The organism is Novipirellula herctigrandis (genome assembly GCA_007859835.1).
GTDB classification, from domain to species: Bacteria; Planctomycetota; Planctomycetia; order Pirellulales; family Pirellulaceae; genus Novipirellula_A; species Novipirellula_A herctigrandis.
In genome coordinates this window covers 1,341,067-1,359,884 of record SJPJ01000001.1, presented here as the reverse complement: position 1 = coordinate 1,359,884, position 18,818 = coordinate 1,341,067, and the positions used below count along the sequence as shown (strand labels likewise).

24 protein-coding genes are annotated in these 18,818 nt (G+C 52.6%); 1 reads left to right on the top strand and 23 read right to left on the bottom strand.

Translation table 11 applies throughout. From position 1 onward, the window contains the following. Positions 1-203: 203 nt before the first annotated feature. The 23 genes from CA13_RS04745 to CA13_RS04640 all read right to left on the bottom strand — a co-directional run bounded on the left by CA13_RS04745 (position 204) and on the right by CA13_RS04640 (position 16,760). Entirely contained in the window at positions 204-626 is a 423-nt protein-coding gene (locus CA13_RS04745) for a hypothetical protein (protein ID WP_146394830.1), read from the bottom strand. Between the two features lie 203 nt (positions 627-829). Then, a complete protein-coding gene (locus tag CA13_RS04740; RefSeq protein WP_146394829.1) occupies positions 830-1,348 on the bottom strand; it encodes a hypothetical protein in 519 nt (172 codons plus the stop codon). Between the two features lie 149 nt (positions 1,349-1,497). Then, on the bottom strand, positions 1,498-1,956 hold the full coding sequence (locus CA13_RS04735; protein WP_146394828.1) for a hypothetical protein: 459 nt from the start codon (positions 1,954-1,956) through the stop codon (positions 1,498-1,500). Positions 1,957-2,018: 62 nt separating this feature from the next. After that, complete coding sequence (locus tag CA13_RS04730) at positions 2,019-2,654, bottom strand: cysteine hydrolase family protein (RefSeq protein ID WP_146394827.1); 636 nt, start codon at positions 2,652-2,654, stop codon at positions 2,019-2,021. Continuing rightward, complete coding sequence (locus CA13_RS04725; RefSeq protein WP_419193942.1) at positions 2,647-3,288, bottom strand: cysteine hydrolase family protein; 642 nt, start codon at positions 3,286-3,288, stop codon at positions 2,647-2,649. Before CA13_RS04725 ends, CA13_RS04730 begins: the two co-directional genes overlap by 8 nt. A 77-nt stretch (positions 3,289-3,365) precedes the next feature. Then, on the bottom strand, positions 3,366-3,773 hold the full coding sequence (locus tag CA13_RS04720) for an FAD-dependent oxidoreductase (RefSeq protein WP_473087440.1): 408 nt from the start codon (positions 3,771-3,773) through the stop codon (positions 3,366-3,368). A 99-nt stretch (positions 3,774-3,872) separates the two neighbouring features. Next, on the bottom strand, positions 3,873-4,283 hold the full coding sequence (locus CA13_RS04715; RefSeq protein WP_419193941.1) for a hypothetical protein: 411 nt from the start codon (positions 4,281-4,283) through the stop codon (positions 3,873-3,875). A gap of 113 nt (positions 4,284-4,396) precedes the next feature. Next, positions 4,397-4,741 (bottom strand): hypothetical protein, encoded by a 345-nt coding sequence (locus tag CA13_RS04710; protein WP_146394825.1) that lies wholly within the window; start codon positions 4,739-4,741, stop codon positions 4,397-4,399. Positions 4,742-5,175: 434 nt separating this feature from the next. Beyond that, on the bottom strand, positions 5,176-5,418 hold the full coding sequence (locus tag CA13_RS04705; RefSeq protein WP_146394824.1) for a hypothetical protein: 243 nt from the start codon (positions 5,416-5,418) through the stop codon (positions 5,176-5,178). 305 nt (positions 5,419-5,723) lie between these two features. Further along, the gene (locus tag CA13_RS04700) at positions 5,724-6,140 is read right to left on the bottom strand and encodes a hypothetical protein (protein ID WP_146394823.1); all 417 of its coding nucleotides are present in this window, start codon (positions 6,138-6,140) and stop codon (positions 5,724-5,726) included. 141 nt (positions 6,141-6,281) lie between these two features. After that, the gene (locus tag CA13_RS04695; RefSeq protein WP_146394822.1) at positions 6,282-6,638 is read right to left on the bottom strand and encodes a hypothetical protein; all 357 of its coding nucleotides are present in this window, start codon (positions 6,636-6,638) and stop codon (positions 6,282-6,284) included. A gap of 119 nt (positions 6,639-6,757) precedes the next feature. After that, complete coding sequence (locus CA13_RS04690) at positions 6,758-7,255, bottom strand: tetratricopeptide repeat protein (protein WP_146394821.1); 498 nt, start codon at positions 7,253-7,255, stop codon at positions 6,758-6,760. Between the two features lie 125 nt (positions 7,256-7,380). After that, a complete protein-coding gene (locus tag CA13_RS04685; RefSeq protein ID WP_146394820.1) occupies positions 7,381-7,779 on the bottom strand; it encodes a hypothetical protein in 399 nt (132 codons plus the stop codon). A gap of 122 nt (positions 7,780-7,901) precedes the next feature. After that, complete coding sequence (locus CA13_RS04680) at positions 7,902-8,522, bottom strand: hypothetical protein (RefSeq protein WP_146394819.1); 621 nt, start codon at positions 8,520-8,522, stop codon at positions 7,902-7,904. Positions 8,523-8,563: 41 nt separating this feature from the next. After that, the gene (locus CA13_RS34705; protein ID WP_419193940.1) at positions 8,564-8,740 is read right to left on the bottom strand and encodes a hypothetical protein; all 177 of its coding nucleotides are present in this window, start codon (positions 8,738-8,740) and stop codon (positions 8,564-8,566) included. 585 nt (positions 8,741-9,325) lie between these two features. Beyond that, on the bottom strand, positions 9,326-10,810 hold the full coding sequence (gene ltrA, locus CA13_RS04675; protein ID WP_146394693.1) for a group II intron reverse transcriptase/maturase: 1,485 nt from the start codon (positions 10,808-10,810) through the stop codon (positions 9,326-9,328). A gap of 511 nt (positions 10,811-11,321) precedes the next feature. Then, on the bottom strand, positions 11,322-11,705 hold the full coding sequence (locus CA13_RS04670; protein WP_146394818.1) for a hypothetical protein: 384 nt from the start codon (positions 11,703-11,705) through the stop codon (positions 11,322-11,324). Between the two features lie 674 nt (positions 11,706-12,379). Next, positions 12,380-12,937, bottom strand: a complete 558-nt coding sequence (locus CA13_RS04665; protein ID WP_146394817.1) for a hypothetical protein — start codon at positions 12,935-12,937, stop codon at positions 12,380-12,382. Between the two features lie 80 nt (positions 12,938-13,017). Further along, positions 13,018-13,992: a DKNYY domain-containing protein gene (locus tag CA13_RS04660; protein ID WP_419193939.1), complete on the bottom strand. Its 975-nt coding sequence runs from the start codon at positions 13,990-13,992 to the stop codon at positions 13,018-13,020. An 81-nt stretch (positions 13,993-14,073) separates the two neighbouring features. Further along, positions 14,074-14,538, bottom strand: a complete 465-nt coding sequence (locus CA13_RS04655; protein WP_146394815.1) for a hypothetical protein — start codon at positions 14,536-14,538, stop codon at positions 14,074-14,076. 230 nt (positions 14,539-14,768) lie between these two features. Continuing rightward, positions 14,769-15,227: a hypothetical protein gene (locus CA13_RS04650; protein ID WP_146394814.1), complete on the bottom strand. Its 459-nt coding sequence runs from the start codon at positions 15,225-15,227 to the stop codon at positions 14,769-14,771. 135 nt (positions 15,228-15,362) lie between these two features. Continuing rightward, complete coding sequence (locus tag CA13_RS04645) at positions 15,363-16,121, bottom strand: hypothetical protein (RefSeq protein ID WP_146394813.1); 759 nt, start codon at positions 16,119-16,121, stop codon at positions 15,363-15,365. 204 nt (positions 16,122-16,325) lie between these two features. Then, entirely contained in the window at positions 16,326-16,760 is a 435-nt protein-coding gene (locus CA13_RS04640) for a VOC family protein (protein ID WP_146394812.1), read from the bottom strand. Positions 16,761-17,208: 448 nt separating this feature from the next. On the opposite strand from CA13_RS04640, the gene ltrA (CA13_RS04635) reads away from it, so the two are divergent. Continuing rightward, positions 17,209-18,816, top strand: a complete 1,608-nt coding sequence (ltrA, locus tag CA13_RS04635; protein WP_419193938.1) for a group II intron reverse transcriptase/maturase — start codon at positions 17,209-17,211, stop codon at positions 18,814-18,816. The last annotated feature ends 2 nt before the right edge of the window (positions 18,817-18,818 follow it).

The following is an 18,818-nucleotide window of genomic DNA, read 5'->3' as shown; positions in this document are numbered from 1 at the left end:
CAAATTGTGAATCGCCGAATGGTTGTCAAGTTTGACGACGGTGAACACGCCATTGTAGGCAAACATTGCTAGCCAGAGCAACGGTCGAGCGAGCCAAACTTCAAGTCGTGTGCGTCCGATAACGGTGGGTATAACCAGGCCAGCGTGGTTGATCTTCTATTTGTAAAGGCGTCGTTGTTGGCCACTCCGCATTTATCGCTTGGTTATCCGCCGTCTTGGTTTACGGATTGTGTTCGATCGGTGTCCGGCGTTTCAGACAGTAAGGTCAGCAGCTCAGAAGCGAGTGCGGCGACGTCAGTGTTGGGTGATGATGATAGCCGATGAAGGTCCGCTGAGTATTCCGTACGCATCCAATCTTGCGCGGCGGCATCGTCGACAACCAACGTGGTAAAATCACGAATGATTTGGCGTTGCGTACTGGCGTCACCGTTTTCCAACCCTTCGTGATACGACTGAACTACCGCGGCCCCAAACACGTTTGCCATTGCGTCGCCATCAATAACGATACGGTTTGGTAGATCGCGAACCCAAACAACCACCTTGACCGCTGTCCAACCAGCCACCGAGACGCATGCGATGCACAGGGCGATCGCCGCGACGATTAGTTGCATTTTTCGAGATTTCATGCGTTCGCCTCGAAGCTTAGGTTTGATAACTTCCGCGATCACCGAGTCGGAGCACTTGATCATCCATTTTTTAAAAAGTACGCAATTCCGGCTTCGCGTGTTTTGAATTGTTGTCCAAAGTTTGGGGAGCCAAGACGCAGCCTCAGCGTGACGATACGATTGTCGTCTTTAAGTCGGTCGAGGCATCCATACGTTCGGCATCGTTAGTCGGATACGATGACGCGGAACTCACCCTTGAGACGCATGGTCCTTCCGGTTCCCGACACGACTCGGACAAATACGGGATGAACGCCTGGATTGGCATCCGGGGTCGCCGTTACGCGTACCGCCACGACGGTTAAGTGCTTGAACTCAGTGCTCTTCTTTTTACCCAAGTATATCCCATCCTTCGCGAAAGCCGCAGACGCGGCGCTCGACTTCTCTTTGTCGTATTCGGCGATGACCCCATTGCGTTCCAGACGCAACTCACCCGTCGAGTGGAGTACCCGCTCTTTCGACAACATCTCGTTGGAGGCGACGAGGAAGACGACGGGGACGCGACCGGTACCCTCGTCCCAGCACATGATCACTTCACTGGTCTCCCCTTGCGCAAGTGTGACTACCGATATTGCTTTGGCCGGGACTTTGGCGACCGCGGTCTGGGCCGCAACGGGCATCGCGGACAACAGCAGCCCCGCCACAGTCCCAACAGCAAAAATCAATGAGCGTGAGAACGATTGCATCAATCTATTTTCCAGATAAGGGTAGACATCACGGGTCACGGAGAGACGCCTTTCCATTTGTAAAACCTTGCCAGCCGTGCTCCGTGTGCACGGAATGGTTCGCTGATTTGAGAAGCCCGTGTCCCTTAAACCTTTTTGAGAAACTCCTCTCAACGAGCGATGGAGCCGTTTTCCGATTTTCGTAGCGTCATCTCCACTAGATTTTCAGCAAACCGCGGCGTTTCCGCAGCGTTGTGCTTTCTCAAAAACATGCTGCCGAAAAAGAGTGCCGTCAGCACTTTCATGATGAGTCTATCATGTTCCACCACGACGGTGTTCTGAAACAGACACTTCGTTGCAGACATCGGTAAGACCTCTATTTCCCACGTGACTTTCAGGTGAACGTACCACAAATGGAAAAGCCAGCAGTCCGAATGAGAGACCAGTTTAAGCTGATTTTGCAGTGAGATTTCTGGGAGATAGTGCTGAATCATCAGATGTCCACCGACCGATTCGACATTGACCGATGTTTGGGTTCCATCCGGCATGAGACTGGACCCGGCTGCAAGATGTCCCTTCGCGCACTTCTGGTATTCCTCATCTGATAATCCAAACAGCCACTGCCGCAAGTCAATGTCTCCGGACGGTATTTCCAGTGGAGCTTCACAAACGGAATGGAGTATCTGATAGCTCATGGCAATCCCTCCGTGACGCGTGGATCAACTATCAGCGACTGGAACTTCTTCAGGCTAATCACTGTTTGCGCATAGCGCGGAAGCGTGACTTGAACGGCCTGCGTCTCGGAGGCCGATTCTGCGGAAACACAGTCACTCAAGACCGTTACATGGAGACCAAACTGCACGCCATCTCGAACCGTTGAATCAATTGCCAAATTCGCATAGGGACCCGCCACGACAAGGTGTTCGATTTCCGACTCTTGCAACTGGTCGCGCAGATCCGTCTTCATGAAGCAACTCAGCGAAGGACGGTCCCTCAGGACAATGTCGCAGGAATGTGCAGCAAGCTCGAGCGGTATCTCCCTGCCATTGGGTGTCGAATCCAGTAGTTCCGTAAGTCGAATTTGAGCCGGCGAAGGGTAGTGCTGTGAATGACCACCGTATGGTGCATGAACAATGCGGACGCCCTTCTCGCGTGCCAATGTGTGCAATTGAAGTAGGCCGGGCATGATGCCCTGTAATTGACAGGCAAATGCCTGCTGAACGTTCACAAACAATACAGCGGTCCTCGCAGCCGGATAGGTTCGGTATTTCCTCATGGCGAAGGACACATACTTGTTTACGGCACGGTCGAGCAGGCGATTAAACATGTGCGTCTCCCAATTGGCGCAAGAGCGGCACCAACGCCTCCGTTGTCAAAACATCAGACGTCAGGCATGGATAATTCACAGAAACGGCTGCGTGATGGTCTACGGGGGTCCAGCTCGCGACCGCATCACTGACCAAAGTGATGCGGTAATCCAGGTCGACTGCACTTCGTGCGGTTGCTTCGACGCAGGTGTTGGACGTGTAGCCAATGATAATGATGTGAGAAATTCCTCGACCCCTCAGCTTTTCATGTAAATCCGTTTCAGCGAACCCGCTCGAACAAGCGTGAGGACTTGAGACCAAATCTCCTTCGATCGGGGCCAGCGGCCCGAAGAACTGCCCACCAAACTTGCCGTCTTCAAACACACGAAGCGACTTGATCCCAACGTGTGACGGGTGGAGGTATTTGCGACCGGCAAACTGCCCCGTCCTATATCGTTGATGAGGTGCGTAAACGATAGGTACATTACTCATTCGTCCGGTCGAAATGATTCGCTGCAGATTCTTAATTGCATTGACCTGTTTCGATACCCTTCGCAACGCCGGCCACAGCTTACCTCTCGCAGACATAAAGTCGTTGTAAGGATCGACCACCACGATCGCTGTGTCTTCGTTCGAAAATGCAGGAACATTCATTGCGGATTCCAACTTCTTGATTGTGCCATTCATTGTCGGAAGACGTCAGCCGCGGCGAACCGCGTCAACAGACGTCGTCAATCACCCCGTTCGCGGGCCAACGGATTGAAGTTGGCAGCTGAGGGCTCGAAGGTCCATCGCGACTGGTCCTTGTTCGCTGGGTTGTACGGCGCCTTGAGGCCCCGATCGGTGTAGTCTTTCACCACCCGCGTATGCAACTCATCAAACAGCCCCATGACCGTGCTGCGAACCATCTGATTGGAGTCACAGTGGCTCAGCCCGCCGGTGTTCATCGCGCCAACATGATCGGTCGGTTCCAGCAGAATGACCGAAGCACCTTCACGCGCAGCGGCAATCGCAGCACAAAACCCACCGGGGGTCGAACCGTAGACGATAACATCGGCTTTGTTCTCGGCCATTCCTTGCTGGTTGACGGTCGCAACTAATGCGATTGCAAGAATGAACAAGCGGGTCAACTGGATCATAAGTACCGATTGTGTTGTGCTCGCAGTGACGATTCTTGGCGAACGATTTTGATCTCACCACACCGCGCGGCCGCGGTATCTAGTGCAACGGTGTGTTCGTCAGTTTTTCGATTTGGTTTCTTCCACACTGGACCCCAAAGAGCGAATGAATGCACCGATCGCGGCAGTCGCGTAGCCCGGGACCATCAATAGCATTCCAACCAGCGGCGCAACGAGTGCGGTTGAAATACCAGCAGCCACTTCCGAAGGCTTCGGCGTTGTGACGCTCGTTGCAATAATGCTGTAAGAAGCAATTGCCCCTTGAATCGCAGCAAAAAGACCAATGAAAAATGGCACATGAACGACGAGGATAAGCGACGCTGCTGCCATCGGTCCTCTGCCACGCAGCACAACGATCAACGCAAGCAGGAAGCACAACAGTCCCGCGAGCGGCAACAGGATCACGTAGGGAAGTCCCAACGCCGCAAAAATCCAACTGAGAAGAGACTGGCGAATTGGTTCAGGGTCCATTGCGGATTCCAATTGAGTGTTGATGCTGACGAACGGTAGTGATCACCGAGCCGGAACGGTAGATCTAAACATTGAAAATCACACGCAAGTCCGACATCGTGTGCATCGTTTTGTTATCCGACGTTTTGACGTCCGGAAACCGCCCACCGCCAAGCAAGCGGTGCAGAAACGATCACGAACAGAAAAAACGCCGTTTGGGCCACTAGGTCAATGTTGCCTGGGTAAACACTATCTCGGTATTTGAACGCAAAGAACGTGTTGATGCAAACATCGAGCGTCATGATTCCGACGGCACTTACAATAGCCAGTCTGAACCTGCCGACCGCAAGAAATAAAGGCACAGCTAGATCGACGAAGGCCAGCGAGGTCCAGAATGCATTGAAGAACAATGGAGCACCACGATAAGGGAGAAAACCTTCGGTGAAAATGTCGTAGAGATGATGAAGGGATACGCCCACAAAACAAACAGAGTAAAACCACTGCAGGACCAGTAACCAGGGTGTGGAATTTTCACTTGTGTTAATTTGCTACGGCTCCGATATCTGATTTATTAACGCCCATATGCTAAGTCGGATAACAATAGCGATCAGCGAGCCGGGCAGTTGGCATTCCATTCGTGAAACCTTGCAAGCCCGGATCCGTTCATCCATGATTTTGTCATGTCGATTTGTTCGGTGCAAAAACGGCCAAGCATGCTTGAGGGTTTTCAATCGTCCCACCTGGATCGTGCGTACCACTCCATTCTGTTTCCAACATAGAGCAAAGTTTACGAGCGTACGATTGAAAGAGCCAGCAATGTTTGGCAATCAAATCGTCGTCCAGTCGTTTGACCCGTTTTGAGTCATGTGTCGACAATCCGCACGCGTACCGAGCCCAACCTTCTATGCCGTCCTCAAAACTGGCAAATATCGGCTTTGCTCTTTTCTTGTAGGGGGATGTTGTGCGATTTGCCAGTCAACGCGGACAGCTTGTGGCTTCGCAGCGGTTTTGCCAGTCGGCCGTTCGATACCCAGCTTGGATTCTGGAAGACGAGAAACACCTCGATCGCGTTTTCCAACGCAAAGCTGGCGAGAAGAAAGGTCGGGCGATCCGTCAATGCCCACGGTTCAGTAGGGGCACGGTTCAGTAGGGGCACGGTCACGATCGAGTTGCGTGATAACGGTTCCCGCGTGGTTGTGAAAACTGGTTTGTGTTTGTGCGTGGAGACTGTCCGCAACCAGCAGCCAGCGGTATGGATGCGTGAGACCAGCAAAGCCCACGCTTGTGAGTCCAGCTGGCATTGTCGTCTAGATTTTAGTTGTAGAACGGCCATGATCGCCCAGTTGCCCCTGAGAAATCGTCCATCCAATTCCGACCCGATCGGTAACTCGTGTGAATTTTGGTTCTGCACATTTAGAACGGTGAGTTCACGCAAAATATTGCTTAATTCCGAGACCGTTTCTATGAATCGAGTTCCCAAGAGGACACGACGAAGAACTGATAGTCTTTCGGTGGTTGCATCAGTGAGAATCGATCCCAGTTTTGAATACACTCAAAGCGGCCATGTAGCACAAAGTTACCCTGTTGGCGATTCAGCATGGGATTTCCCTCAGGAAACACGGCATGCACGATTTCCTTTGTTTCGACATTCTCAAATATCAACTCTTCGCCGCCCGGATATTCGCCGCCGGAAGAGCAGACAAGGGGATGCGCGACGCGCGCGTCACGCAAGACAATGAGGTTACTCAGAGTTGTTTCGGGAACGCCTTGACGACGACCAATCCTGACTTCGCCAGAGACGTCAAACTTTGGCTCAGGGGCTTCAGGCTCTGAACATCCGAATGTGCAAAGCATCGCAATGATGACAGCGGCTCGCATTTGAATACCCCCTGGGGATTAGTACCATTGTGATTGTGCAGAACCGTGGCGATATGCGGGCGGCGGCAGTTGGGCTTGCATTTGTGACCGGCGACCACCGCCGCTCCGTCATCATCACATGGTTGTCCGCGATTAAGAAATTCAGTTCGGCACTGGCATCACATCGTACCCGAGTCCGGCAGTCACGACAAACATCACGAGTATTGAAACGTAGAAAGAGACCGGGCTAAGAAGGATTGCGACAAGGAAACCACGCAAGCCCCACCGCACTATTGAGAAAGCTACCGGCAGAACGACACAAACCCAAAGAGACAGCAAGTCAATGAGAATGTGCGGTGAATACTCAGTGTAGTGTGCCTCCAAAGCAACGAAGAGAAATGATGCGCCGGCAAGGACTGAACCAACGATCCGTCTTGCGGCGGTCCAGTTGGCCGATGGCAAGTCCGACGACAACTCTGGCAGCCCGGCGGCGATCGGTTGGTAAGGATTGTCAGTCAATTGTCAAACGTGTAGGAATGCTCGACGTCCGTCGGATAACGGTCGCGATAACCGAGTCGCGATAGTAAATTGTCTATTGTCAAGTCGCCCGCCTACTGCGACGTCGGTTGATCGGATTGTTACCCGCCATCGTCGACTTGCAGCTCGTCAATGTATGGACCAAGCAATTCGTTCGCAATGTCAACACGAGTTGCGGCAACACGATCCGACATTGGATCGTCACAGGTATCGAGTATGGCGTAGGCGTCATCGTCCAGGCGTAGTTGCGCTAAGATTTTGGCCAGGCCGATCCGGGCGGTGTCGCCAGCACCAAGCCGTATAGCGGTCTCGAAGTGAAGTCTGGCGAGGGTATAGTTTTCTGCGATGTCATGCCAATATCCCAGTGAATTGTGTGCGGGTCCGTACTCCGGATCGGCGTCGATCGCATTCAGGTAGCAGTCCAGAGAATCGTATCGTTCAGCAAATTGATTGTCGGCAAGTTGTATGATGTCGCCGAGGACGTCCCATAGATACGGGTCACGGGGATGCGTTCGCGTTAGCGTACGGAGGCATTCAACGTCAGCCAACGTGATGATGTCTTTTCTGCGAACGGCGTCGATTGTGTCGTCAGGTTCCATTGTGCACAGCAGAGAGTTTAGTCGAATAACGGTTAAATCACCGGGGACGGAGAGTTATGTAACCATTTCGGAAATCGCCCGCAAGCCGCACTCCGGTGCATGCAATGGGTTTCCGCAGTCTGGGGCTACGTCGTAAAGGCGAAAGCAGCAACACCGTAAAGCACCGACGCGGCGAGACCCACAAGTGCCCCCAATTGGAGCGGCTCGTAGTACGCGTTCAGTCGTGAGTGATTTCCCCAGTACCAGTGGAAGTGAAGGTACAGAGCGAGAAACGCAAAGGCCAATCCGATTGCGCACGGGACATGAACGCTTGTGCTGACGGCCACGTGTTGTCCGATGCCAAATCTTCGAGGCAACGGCATCGTTACTAACGCGGGAGGAAATAGGAGCCACGAGACGCCGTAGACCAGCGAGATCACCGCTGCCGTCAATCCAAGCCCGAAGCGACGAAGAGGCCCATCGGATGGTGGGTCGGTCAGTCGATCGAGAAAGTCGACCCACGCGAGATCAGTGTTTCGTGTCATGATTTGCAGCGGATGGTCATGTTAATGCAGCAACGAATCAGTCGAATAACGGAAAGCATCACCGAGGACGCGCAAAGGACTTATCATTGCCAAACCGCTCGGTTCGCGTCCTTCGGTTAATATCATGGTTGTCGGTCATGTTTTGAATACGGCGGAAATCCGTTGCGCGCAACATCAACATAACGTTCAGACTCAACGTAGTCGACAATCGAATCAACTCGATCTTGAAGATACTCGTCGCGCGAACCATAGGAAAGAGACCGAATTTGATCCGTTGTATTGCTCTTCGTTTTGATGAGTTGGCGAAGTCCGTCAAGCCCAACCGATTTGACCTCGGCGTTTTTCAATAATCGCAAAAGTTCTTCTTCGTCAGCCGATCGCACATCGATAAGCTGATTGTTAAAACAAAGGCGTCCAGGGGACTCGGCGGTTGCAAGCAGATAATCACCATAAAGAGCGTGCTGGTTTAGGCGAATGAAACACCTGTGCCCTGACTTGGTGACGCCGTATAGTTCGACAGTGCCTCCGTCTTGTATTAACCCGCCATCCTCAACGATTGTGATTGCATCTATGTTTCGGAGAGCAATAGCTTGCGAGATCCATGGGGTGGATTGTTCCGTGTCCGTAGAGCAACCAAACGTGCTCACCAAGCTAATGAGAAGAATGCGATGAAGCGGCATTGCTACATCCGATAACGGTACCGAGGACCAGAAGTCAAACGCCCATTTGTGAAAACGATCCACCGGTCCTTCGGCGCATCAGATGGTTCGCCAGCATTCACGGGTTAAAGTTCTGGGAAATCTTCACCAAGTAGCTCAAATATAGGACCGAACGTGTGACGAAGTCCGTATTCCATCCATTCACCAATGTACCAATCGTAGGCGTCGCCAATCAGCCCCGGTGGTATCGCGTAGTCAACCGGCAAGTAAAAAAAATGGCCGATTCGGAGGGCCACCGCCATTGGAGGACTAGCTTCCGTGAAAATATGTTGCATCACAAGCATATTGAAAGGGCCGGTCGATGCGATGTAGATCGGGAACAAGACGAGTAACGCTCTAACGACTCGCGTTGGAATCCTTCGTTGACGTTTATCGCGTGATAGCAGGACGAAACCCAAGGGAACCAGCGAGAAACAGGCGATCCCAATTGGCGGATATCGCGCTGTAATAGCGAAAAGCACGGAAAATGCTGCAGCGATGCAAAAAAGGAATCGGATTGAAAATTGCATGAAGGCCATATGGAATCAGTGGCGGATTACCGGGTACTCTCTCTGTTGGCCTCATTCAAGAACTAAGTGGGCGCGCAATCTTCCTTGGCGAACGCGAGCGGTAACCGGGACGCCGCGTAGAAACGATGATTTCCAAAAAAACGTCATCGGCGGCTCCGGGAGAGTAGACCGAGGTCTCTTTGGTTTAGGTTACACTTTGTATTCCCTGTTTGCCACTGGTTTCCCGTTGTGGTGTCACAAGATTCGAACCTTGCCGCATTGACCCTCGGCCCCTCGTAGATCCGGACGTGCGCCTTTAACGCATCCGGCTCCCAGATTTCACTTGCCTCGCGTACTGCGTAACTTGCGGTCCATAGCGATCAAGTCCGTCAAACACTTCGGATTTACCAGCGGATGAAGATCCGTGAAGCGATTGAAATCATCCCAGTTCACATAGCTGTTCTGGCTCCGGCGACTCAAGTGACGCTTCGCCATCCGGCGAACCTTACTGCGATACGCCGCCAGCAACGGCCAATTATCATTGATACCGTAATACTGGTAGTGACCACGAAGTTTCGCGTTAAGCACCGGCCACATTTCGCCCACCGGAGTCGATAGCTGATGATGAAACCAGAGACGCATCTCCGCCAACTTCACTCGCATCTTCTTGCCAGACGTCTTCCTTTTCAGTTTGAACCTGCCTGCTCGACTACGACCACAGTAATGAGTAAATCCGAGGAAGTCGAAAGTGCCCGGAGCACCTTCGCCCAGTCGCTGGCAATCGCGACGGGCCAAGCGTCCGAACCGTAACAACTTCGTTTTGTCCTCGGCGACACATAACGAGAACCGATCCAATCGCTTGGGCAAGACCGTTTGGTATCGCACCGCATCAGATTCGAGTTCGAAGCAACAAAGGAAGTCGTCAGCAAAGCGCAGCAAGTACGCTTCGCCTCCGAGCCGCGGTTTGACTTCTTGTTCGAACCATTCATCTAACACGTAGTGTAAGTACACATTGGCTAGTATCGGTGAGAGACTGGCCCCTTGGGGGACACCCTCTTCGGTTGCCTGCAACTGGCCATCGATCATCACGCCTGCTTCGAGAAAACGTTCGATCAGCCGAAGCAGTTTCGGGTCGCTGATACGTTTCCGCAACAGCTCGCCTAAACGCTCCTGACTCAAATTATCAAAGAAACCTCTGATATCCGCGTCACTGATCCAGTTCACTTTCCGCGTGGCGATGATCCCACCAAGAGTCGCTAAAGCCTCATGACACGATTTCCCAGGGCGATAACCATACGAGAAGTCATAGAAGTCGACTTCGTAGATTTGCTCCAAGATCGTCACGACTGCGCGTTGGACAATTTTGTCTTCGACGCAAGCGATTCCCAGCGATCGCGTCTTCCCATTCCCTTTCGGGATGTTCTTTCGCAAACTGGGCTTCGGGCGATAACTGCCACGATGAAGTCGCTGGAGCAAGTCGCGAAGGTTCGCTTCGAGATCCTCCTCGTAGTCCTCGACCGTGACGTTGTCGACTCCTGGCGTTTTGCCTCGTTTTAGTCGGCGAAAGGCGTACCACAACAACTCATAGTTGAGCATCGAGAAGAGGTTATTGAAAACCGCTTCTGGGGCTCCCTTCGCTCTTTGAAAGGTGCGATCCAGCCGGGTTATCACTGAGGTTCCGTCTCTGAGTACGGGCAGTGCCTGGTCTGGATCGCGTGAAATCCCGACCGCCTTCCCTACACCGATATTACTCGGCTTGTCACTTCCCGATTGGTCTTCGGGCTGCAGCGGTACTATTCGGTCGTCCGATTCCCTGAAAGTCATTTGTCTTCGTTGCTTATTCCACTTCTAGGACATACTCGATCGAGCAAGCTGGTCTGCTTGCGGTCGATCAAGAACCTCAGGGCCTCACTGGTTGCCTGATTCACATGATGTGTAGAGCGAATGGGGCGCCGACTCCAGGTCTCTTCACGAGGCTCGCCAATGACGCGTCGTGAAGTGTTGCCTTGGGGCGTGAACAAACCTTGGGCAGAATCCAACAGGTACCTAATTTCGGAGCTAATCCCGTTCACGGTCACAGGGCCACCTGTGATCCATTCATCCTCACTACCTCTCTGTGTACGCTTCAATCGAAGACTTCGGGGAACCACCTGCGACAGCAGACAATTGCTTTGGGCCCTTATACTTCGGCTGCAACACTCGATACTGGGCGTGTGGCTAGCACTTACCCAGGCGGGATTTCCACCCGCTAGTCAATCAGACCTTGCCAGTCCGCACGTTTACCGCTTGGTTATCCGGCCAGTTTGGTTCGCGTTTCCAAGAACTGCGGATGTCATCAGAGCCAATTTGCATAAACCGAAGCAGTGATTCCGTCGTTCGTCGGGCGCATCCGAACCGTATAGTTCGTGTAGCGTTGGCCATGCACCTGCCAGATTACAGTAACATTGTTTTGATCGTAAACATTTCGTCCAACAGCTCGCATCTCGTCGTCGCTGCCAAAAGCTAGCACGAGCCGTACAGGTTCAAATTCAATCAATCGCAGTGCCTTTTCACTAATTGCGATGGCCTCTTCGTCAGAAATACTTGAACCAACATCAGCAGCGACAATAACCGAGGCGACAGGGTCGTCCATGCGTCGAATCAAAATAATTGTGGCGATGAGAAGAGCCACAACGCCAATGATCGCAACGGTAAAAAGTACGTTTCTTATTTTGTTCACCGTTTAGATCGGGTAACGGCAGGGAGAGTGGGCGGGGAGAGTTGACATTGATCGCACGAAAAACGCACCACCGCCGCTCCATTGCATCCCATGGTTACGTCGTTGTTTGGTTTACGCGGTGGTGCCGATGGCATTGCCAAACCATCCATGCAGTGTAAATCCCAGATGCAGCGCAAAGGAAGCGAACCCCCAGCAATGGAGAGTCGCGAGATGGTAACCAATTCATTATATCACTCACCGTGTGTTCCTCGCAGTCTCCGAGAAAACCGAGGACGAATGTAAGGCATGCGATCGCTGTCCACGGGAATCGAAAAAATGATCGGTTGTCCATCGTAAGCGCTGCCGCAAGTGGCATGATCGAGAACGGGTTAATACGAAATCCATCAACGATTGGCGAAAACAAGAGCGGAAGCCCGAGTGCGAGAATCGAAAGGACGCGCATTCCTCGTTTTGTTGATGTCACGAGTTCGGCGGGTAGTCGCGTGGCACGTTGCTCCGGCGAAGCGTCCGGTTCACATGCCTGGTGGACTGGCGGCTCGTATGGATTCAATTGGAACATATCGGTGAACTCATCGAAGAACGTCTATGTTCACTGGGTCGCGGCAAACAGCATTGATCACAAGAATCCGCGCGACCCGCGACTCTGTGTGAAACATTTTGTTCTGCTGAGTTCTTCAAGCGTTCACGACCCAACCTAGCATGACAAAAGCGCCTTCGATGGCCGAAAACGTGAAAATCCAGTATACCGCAGTCTTCACGGACTGCATTTTTAGTGTATGATTTTTACGTTCAAATTTAAGGTGGGCGAAAAAACAGAAGGACGCAAGAACAGTCGCCCCAACCTGGACAATTCTGGGACCGATTGTGTCAAGAAAATAGGGCCCACCACAGATGCCAACAAAATTGTTAATCGTGAAGGTGCCGCAGACGGTCAGGAAGTAAATTGCGAAAGCTTGGCGGCATGGAGTTGGCATCACAGCGACCAATAGCTTTGGCAAGACGATGTAGACAGGAATCCACAGCAACGAATTGCTTGTAAGTGGTGCCAATATCTGGTTCAGTTCGATTCCCAAGTCGTGCGCAACGAAATAGTATGTGGTCACCGTATCCAATAGAGCGACTGCCAGTACAGCGATTATTAGCAAGTCAAATCGGAATTTCACGGCAATGACATTGACTCCGATACGAGCAGCAGAACGGTAGGGTTTAGCGGGGCCGCGCGAACGACTCACCACTTCAATCGTGTGAACTCGCGGCCTCCGGTGCAACCGATTGTGCGTCGGGAAGCAAAAGGTAAACTTGCGAGAGCAGGTCAGGGATGGGGGTGAGCCGTAGCTTCGCCGTTCTCGTGCAGCCAAGGCCCGTCACGCTCGTCAATTTCGGTATAGGAATAGAAATGGTTCTTGTCGCGTGCGAAGGGGCCGTGGCCACTTGGATGCTCAAGGCTCGGCGGGAAGAATCTTAGGTACTTGCTTCCCAGGACCTCAAACGTTTTAGAATCCGCACCGGCGATGATTTTACGCATCCAGTAGACGTTGATGGCGTCTTTTGCGTAGTTCGCAAACTTAAGATCCTCGAATGTATAGGGATCGATGGTGTCAACGCGTTTGTTGCCAAAGAACACATTGTTCGCGTCGCGGTTCCAACCTTCGGTAGCATACGGGCCTTTGTGATAGCTGCCTCCAGACCAAACATTGGAGATGTAACCCGGCGATGATGCCTGGAACGTCGCGGCGTCCGCTGGAAGCGTAGTATGTCCCAAGTAGGCATGATTGTCGTCGACCGAAAAGTCCCCCTTGAACCGTCGAAACGAACCGGGATCAGCTCCTTCGATTTTGATGGCACGGTAATATACGTGATCTTTGTCGCACGCGAATCTGCCGGCTTCGTCCAACAACCGGAATGTTGCGGGGTCGGCGCCTAGTATTTGGATCTCACGGACAAGCTTTACAAAAACGTGGCTTTTATCAGCTGCGAAAAGCTCTCCTGGGGGATGGTGCTCCGGAAATACCTGTTCAAAAGTACGAAATGTCTCGGCATCAGCATCTTTGACGCGGGTAAGCCCCCGTTTACCTGTAAACGGGATGAATCCTCCCGCGAAGGCGGCTTGCCCATCGATCACGTGAAAACCGTAACTTAAAGCTTCATGCCTCTTTGGCTTGACCGATGCCTTCAAAGAGGACTCCAAACCCTGCGTTTCAATAACGCTTCGGTAGGCAAAGTACGTTAGTCCCACGATGAGAATCACGATCGACAAACCGATGATACGAATCTTGTTTATGTGCATTATGTGTGGGGGCAATGTTTGATTGTCCCCCATGGCAGCTAAGCGTTGGAAGTGTGTTTGTTGTACGACGAACGGTACCGATCACGGAGGACCGGCATTGTGGTTTCCATTGTAAAAACGGGACGCCCGGTCCTTTGGTGCATCGGATGATTCGTTGCGGTTCTTTTGAACGAAACGCCGTAGTAACGAGAACCCGGAAATCGCAAAGAAGGCGATCCCGAAATAGTCTGCACGAATTGGGCCAACAAACCAGTCTTTGCCCACGAAAAAATAGAGTAACGGAGCCCCCACAAAGAACGTGAACAAGGTACTTTGGAAGACCATGCGATCACGGTCGTCTTCCACCGTAGCAAGTGTTGGATCTATGCCATCGAGTACTAATCCATGGGCGGTAATCGAGTATTTACTTCCGAACGTCGTGTCGCGTATCGAGATCAACACCTCTTGTCCGTCGACTGTGAACGGAATATCGGCCGAATATCTCATAGTGGTAAGGTCACCGCTCTTAAAGACGGTATCGCCGTCAAGAAGCAGAGTTGTCGCCATTCCCCATTTGCTGTGCTTTAGTTCAACGACATGAGACACGCTGTTTGTGTGCAAAACCCATGTGCTTTTTCCAGTGCGTTCTACGCGCAAATCTCGTTTTGAGTTGGTCTCAGACATCTACTTGGTCGACGAACGGTAGTGATCAGCGGGGACGGGCAAAAGACTTGCAAGCTTACCAAAGAACCCGTCTCCCGTCCTCCCGTGCATTTCATTGTTCTGCTTTGGGCGAGTTAGAGGTCCATGTCGGAAAGTGAAATGGTGCCAGAGAAACCCAGTTCTTTTGCCACGGACATCAAATCTTCGTCGGATTTTACGTTGTACGCGATGCCGTAGAGGATACTCACAACCAGATCGTCAAACGTCTCAAACCTCTCTGTGACTCCTGATTCAAGGCAAAAGTCCACGAACTCTGTGGACTTGCCACAGGAAATTGCAAGGTAAAACGTGTCGCCATTGCAACCGGTTGCCAGCGGAGTGACCTCTGTTTCTTCGAGGTCAGCCCAATCACTGGTCATTAAATTGAAATAGGCTTTGTCTTCATCCAACAGAACGTATGACAAGTGATCTTCCCTTTTGCTCAGTTCTGCAATAGTCGCTACGAATGACGCGGGGACTCCAATCTCTTCGAGTCGCATCTTGCGAGCTTCACGGGGCGTCAATCGGTGCTTTCGATCTTCTTCGGATTGCATCTGACTTGAGTGGAATTGCCTTGAAAGCAGAACACCAGCGATAACCGGGGAAGGGTGATCGTAGCGGAGGCGGGTAAAATGCCGAAGGCAACCCGCCGCAGCGGAGAGCACACTTCCGCCGGTTCTTCGCAATAGTTATCCGCCTACAATCCCGACATCGTCATCACGACTGATCCTGAATTTACGAATTACATCGTTTCGCGGAGGAGTTGAAAGCAAAAGCGTTATTGAGCCACCGTCCGCCTCAATCCGAACAAGCGATTTCACAAGATCGATTGATTCTGTTGTGAAAATGGTAGAAACACCATTGGTGTTGATAATGCCATGAAGAACATCTCCGTCAATTATCTTTGGTGTCGCCATGCGGCTTGAGTGGACGCTCTCAACGACTAACCTACCACCGTGGCGAACGACGTCAAATCCAGGCGAACGCGGATGCGAAGAGAAACGCATGCTCGGTTTCCGGTGGACCTGAATGACCTTGCCTTCTTCTACAAGATGGATGTCTGCCTTTGCGTAGTGTGTGTCGCTAGAAGACCCTGCGAAACCTCTGTTGAGAATAGTGAGTTTACCGGAGTACCAAGTCGCAGCGACCGGTAGTGGTTCACCAAAAATTTCAGCTGGATCCACTTGTTGACCGTTGAGATAGGCCTCGAAACCCACGAGAAAAAGCATCGAATCGCGGATTTCCCAATGCGGGTAAAAACCAGACCAGTTTGCAGTGTTTAGAACATCGAACTTAGGGCGTTTTGTTCGAGGCCAGTATTTCCATAGCGGTCGCTCTCGCACAACTTTTTCGGTTCCCTCGACCGATATCGTATCCCAGACCTGATCAGTCCCACTCGATTCGCGAGCGAATGCGACAACGAGCATGAAGAGTACAATTCTATACACAGCTTGCCTCAGTAGGATTCATACAGGCCCGATAACGCCCCCGTTCACCGGGCCGCGGCGAACGACGTTGATTTCAGAACCCGCGCGGCCCGCGGCTCCGGTGGAACGGAGTGTTGTGGTTGTGCGAGTGCGGCTATGGATTACCCGCCACCTGGCCGGTCCTCCTCGTATTGTTTAGGTCGAAGGCTGTGCTAGAGAAGAATGCTATTTCGCGAATAGTTGGGACAAGTCATTGAACGCCTTGAATTCGAGAGCATTCCCAGACGGATCAAGGAAGAACATGGTGGCTTGTTCACCGACTTCGCCTTCGAAGCGGATATAGGGTTCTATAGTGAATTCTATCTCCGTGTTGAAGAGTCGATCACGTAGCATTTTCCAATCGTCCATTGTCAGGATAATGCCAAAATGCGGCACGGGCACATCGTGGCCATCCACAGGATTGTGATGAACCGAGGTTCCGACGCTGTCTGAAAGTGACGGCTTGTAGTGTGCCACGATTTGGTGGCCGAACAGGTCAAAATCGACCCAAGTGTCTGCACTGCGGCCTTCTGGACAGCCGAGGACCTCGCCGTAAAAACGGCGTGCTTCCTGTACGTCGCGAACCGGAAACGCGAGGTGGAAAGGACGCAATTCGCTCATCGATTTCTCCATTGTGGAACACCCATAGCAACATAACGGTTGACATCATGGGGGACGGACGATGGATTGTCCTTACCAGCAAACGCCGCAAGCCGTCCTCCCATGCCTGTGTACGCCCGACATGGGCGTGAACTTGTGGGGTGCCGCTTTCTTTGGGAAAGCCAGTCCCCTGTACGAAAACGGAACTTGAACGAAAGACAGGATACCAAATGTAATCGATCAAGACGAAGTACTAGGCGAAGGCAACTGCGGCGAGGTGACAGACCGTGGGGAGGAAGCCCGAGCCAAAGCTGCGAGGTGACGAACAGAAACGTCATGAAGGCGGCGAGCTTTCTGAGGCGAGTGGCCCCAGGACCACGAAGCCGTTTCCGACAGGACTCGTCGTAGTTGACGCACTTGTGCAGCGAAAGTTCACGTCCCTTATTCGGGGAGATCTGTCAGCGTACCCGTGAGTAAGGCTTGCCTGAAAGGCGGGGCGACCGGAGTGATCCGGCTCGTGCGAGCAGAAGTCAGCAGAGGTCGTAGTACCGGAGCTTCGCATTCCACCGGAGTCGGGAAGGACCGAACGTTTCTTGACAAGGAAGAACCATCGATGAACTCGAACCGACCGAAACATACAGAACCTACTTCCGGCAACCAGCAAGGAGCGGAAGACTCGAAAGGCCCTGTCGCTCAAGGAAACTTGGGCTCTTCGGCGTCCCTGACCGGTCACTCGGACTCGGCGTCCATCGAGAAGCCAGCCTTGAACGATGTTCCACTGAACCTCATGGAGCAAATTGTCGACACCGACACCCTCGAATGTGCCTGGGCACGAGTCAAAGCGAACCGCGGAGCCCCCGGGCCCGACGGGATCATGATTGACGAATTTCCAGACCACTTCCGAGAACTCTGGCCGGTGCTCCGGCAACAACTGTTGGAAGGAACTTACAAGCCCGGCCCGGTCCGGCGTAAGTCGATTCCCAAAGCGGATGGCGGCGAGCGACATCTCGGCATTCCAAACGTAGTTGATCGACTCGTTCAACAAGCCATCCTGTTAGTCCTGACGCCGATCTTCGATCCGGAGTTTTCCGAATCGAGCTTCGGCTTTCGGCCCTACCGCTCCGCTCATGAAGCGATCCATCTCGTCCAAACGCACATTCAATCCAGCTATCGTTGGTGCGTCGACATGGACCTGTCAAAATTCTTTGACCGCGTTCAACACGATGTTTTAATGCATCGTGTGGCTCGCAAGGTCCGTGACAAACGTTTGTTGCGTTTGATCGGGAACTATCTCCGAGCAGGTGTGATGGTCGATACCGATTGGCAACCTTCGACCGAAGGCACGATGCAGGGTGGTCCACTTTCACCCTTACTTGCGAACATCCTGCTGGATGATTTCGACAAGGAGATGGAGCGACGTGGTCATCGTTTCGTGCGCTATGCGGACGACTTCTTGGTGTTCTCCAAGACTGAGCAGTCGGCCACTCGCGTCTTTCGGTCAGTCGAGCGTTACCTGACATCAAAGCTGAAACTCGTGGTCAATCACGACAAAAGCAGCGTCTGCTCGGCGGAGGCGGTCGAGTTTCTCGGCTATACCTTTCGCGGTTTCGGCGGACGATTCGGTGTCAGCGGGAAGAACCTGAAGCGGTTCAAAGAGCGTGTGAAGCAGATCACTCGTCGCAACGGCGGGCGTTCGATTCAATCACGTCAAAGCGCACTTCGCCGGTACTTCCAAGGTTGGGTGGGCTACTTTCACTACGGCCTGGGCAAGAAGCAACTGCAGAGTTTGGACAAGTGGATCCGTCGGCGCATCCGCGCCTGCTATTGGAAACAGTGGTATCGAGTCCGCACCCGAATTCGGATGTTGTTGAAGCTCGGCGTTCGTCGTGACGAAGCCTTCTCTCACGGTAGCAGTGGCCGCGGAGTCTGGGTGATGTCGTCGAGTGCCGCGATGCATGTGGCGATCTCGAAGGACTATCTCAGGCAACAAGGACTAGCGAGTCTCGAGGAGATTTGGAGCAAGTTTGCTTCCAAGAAACGAACCGCCGGATGCGGACCCGCATGTCCGGTGGTGTGAGA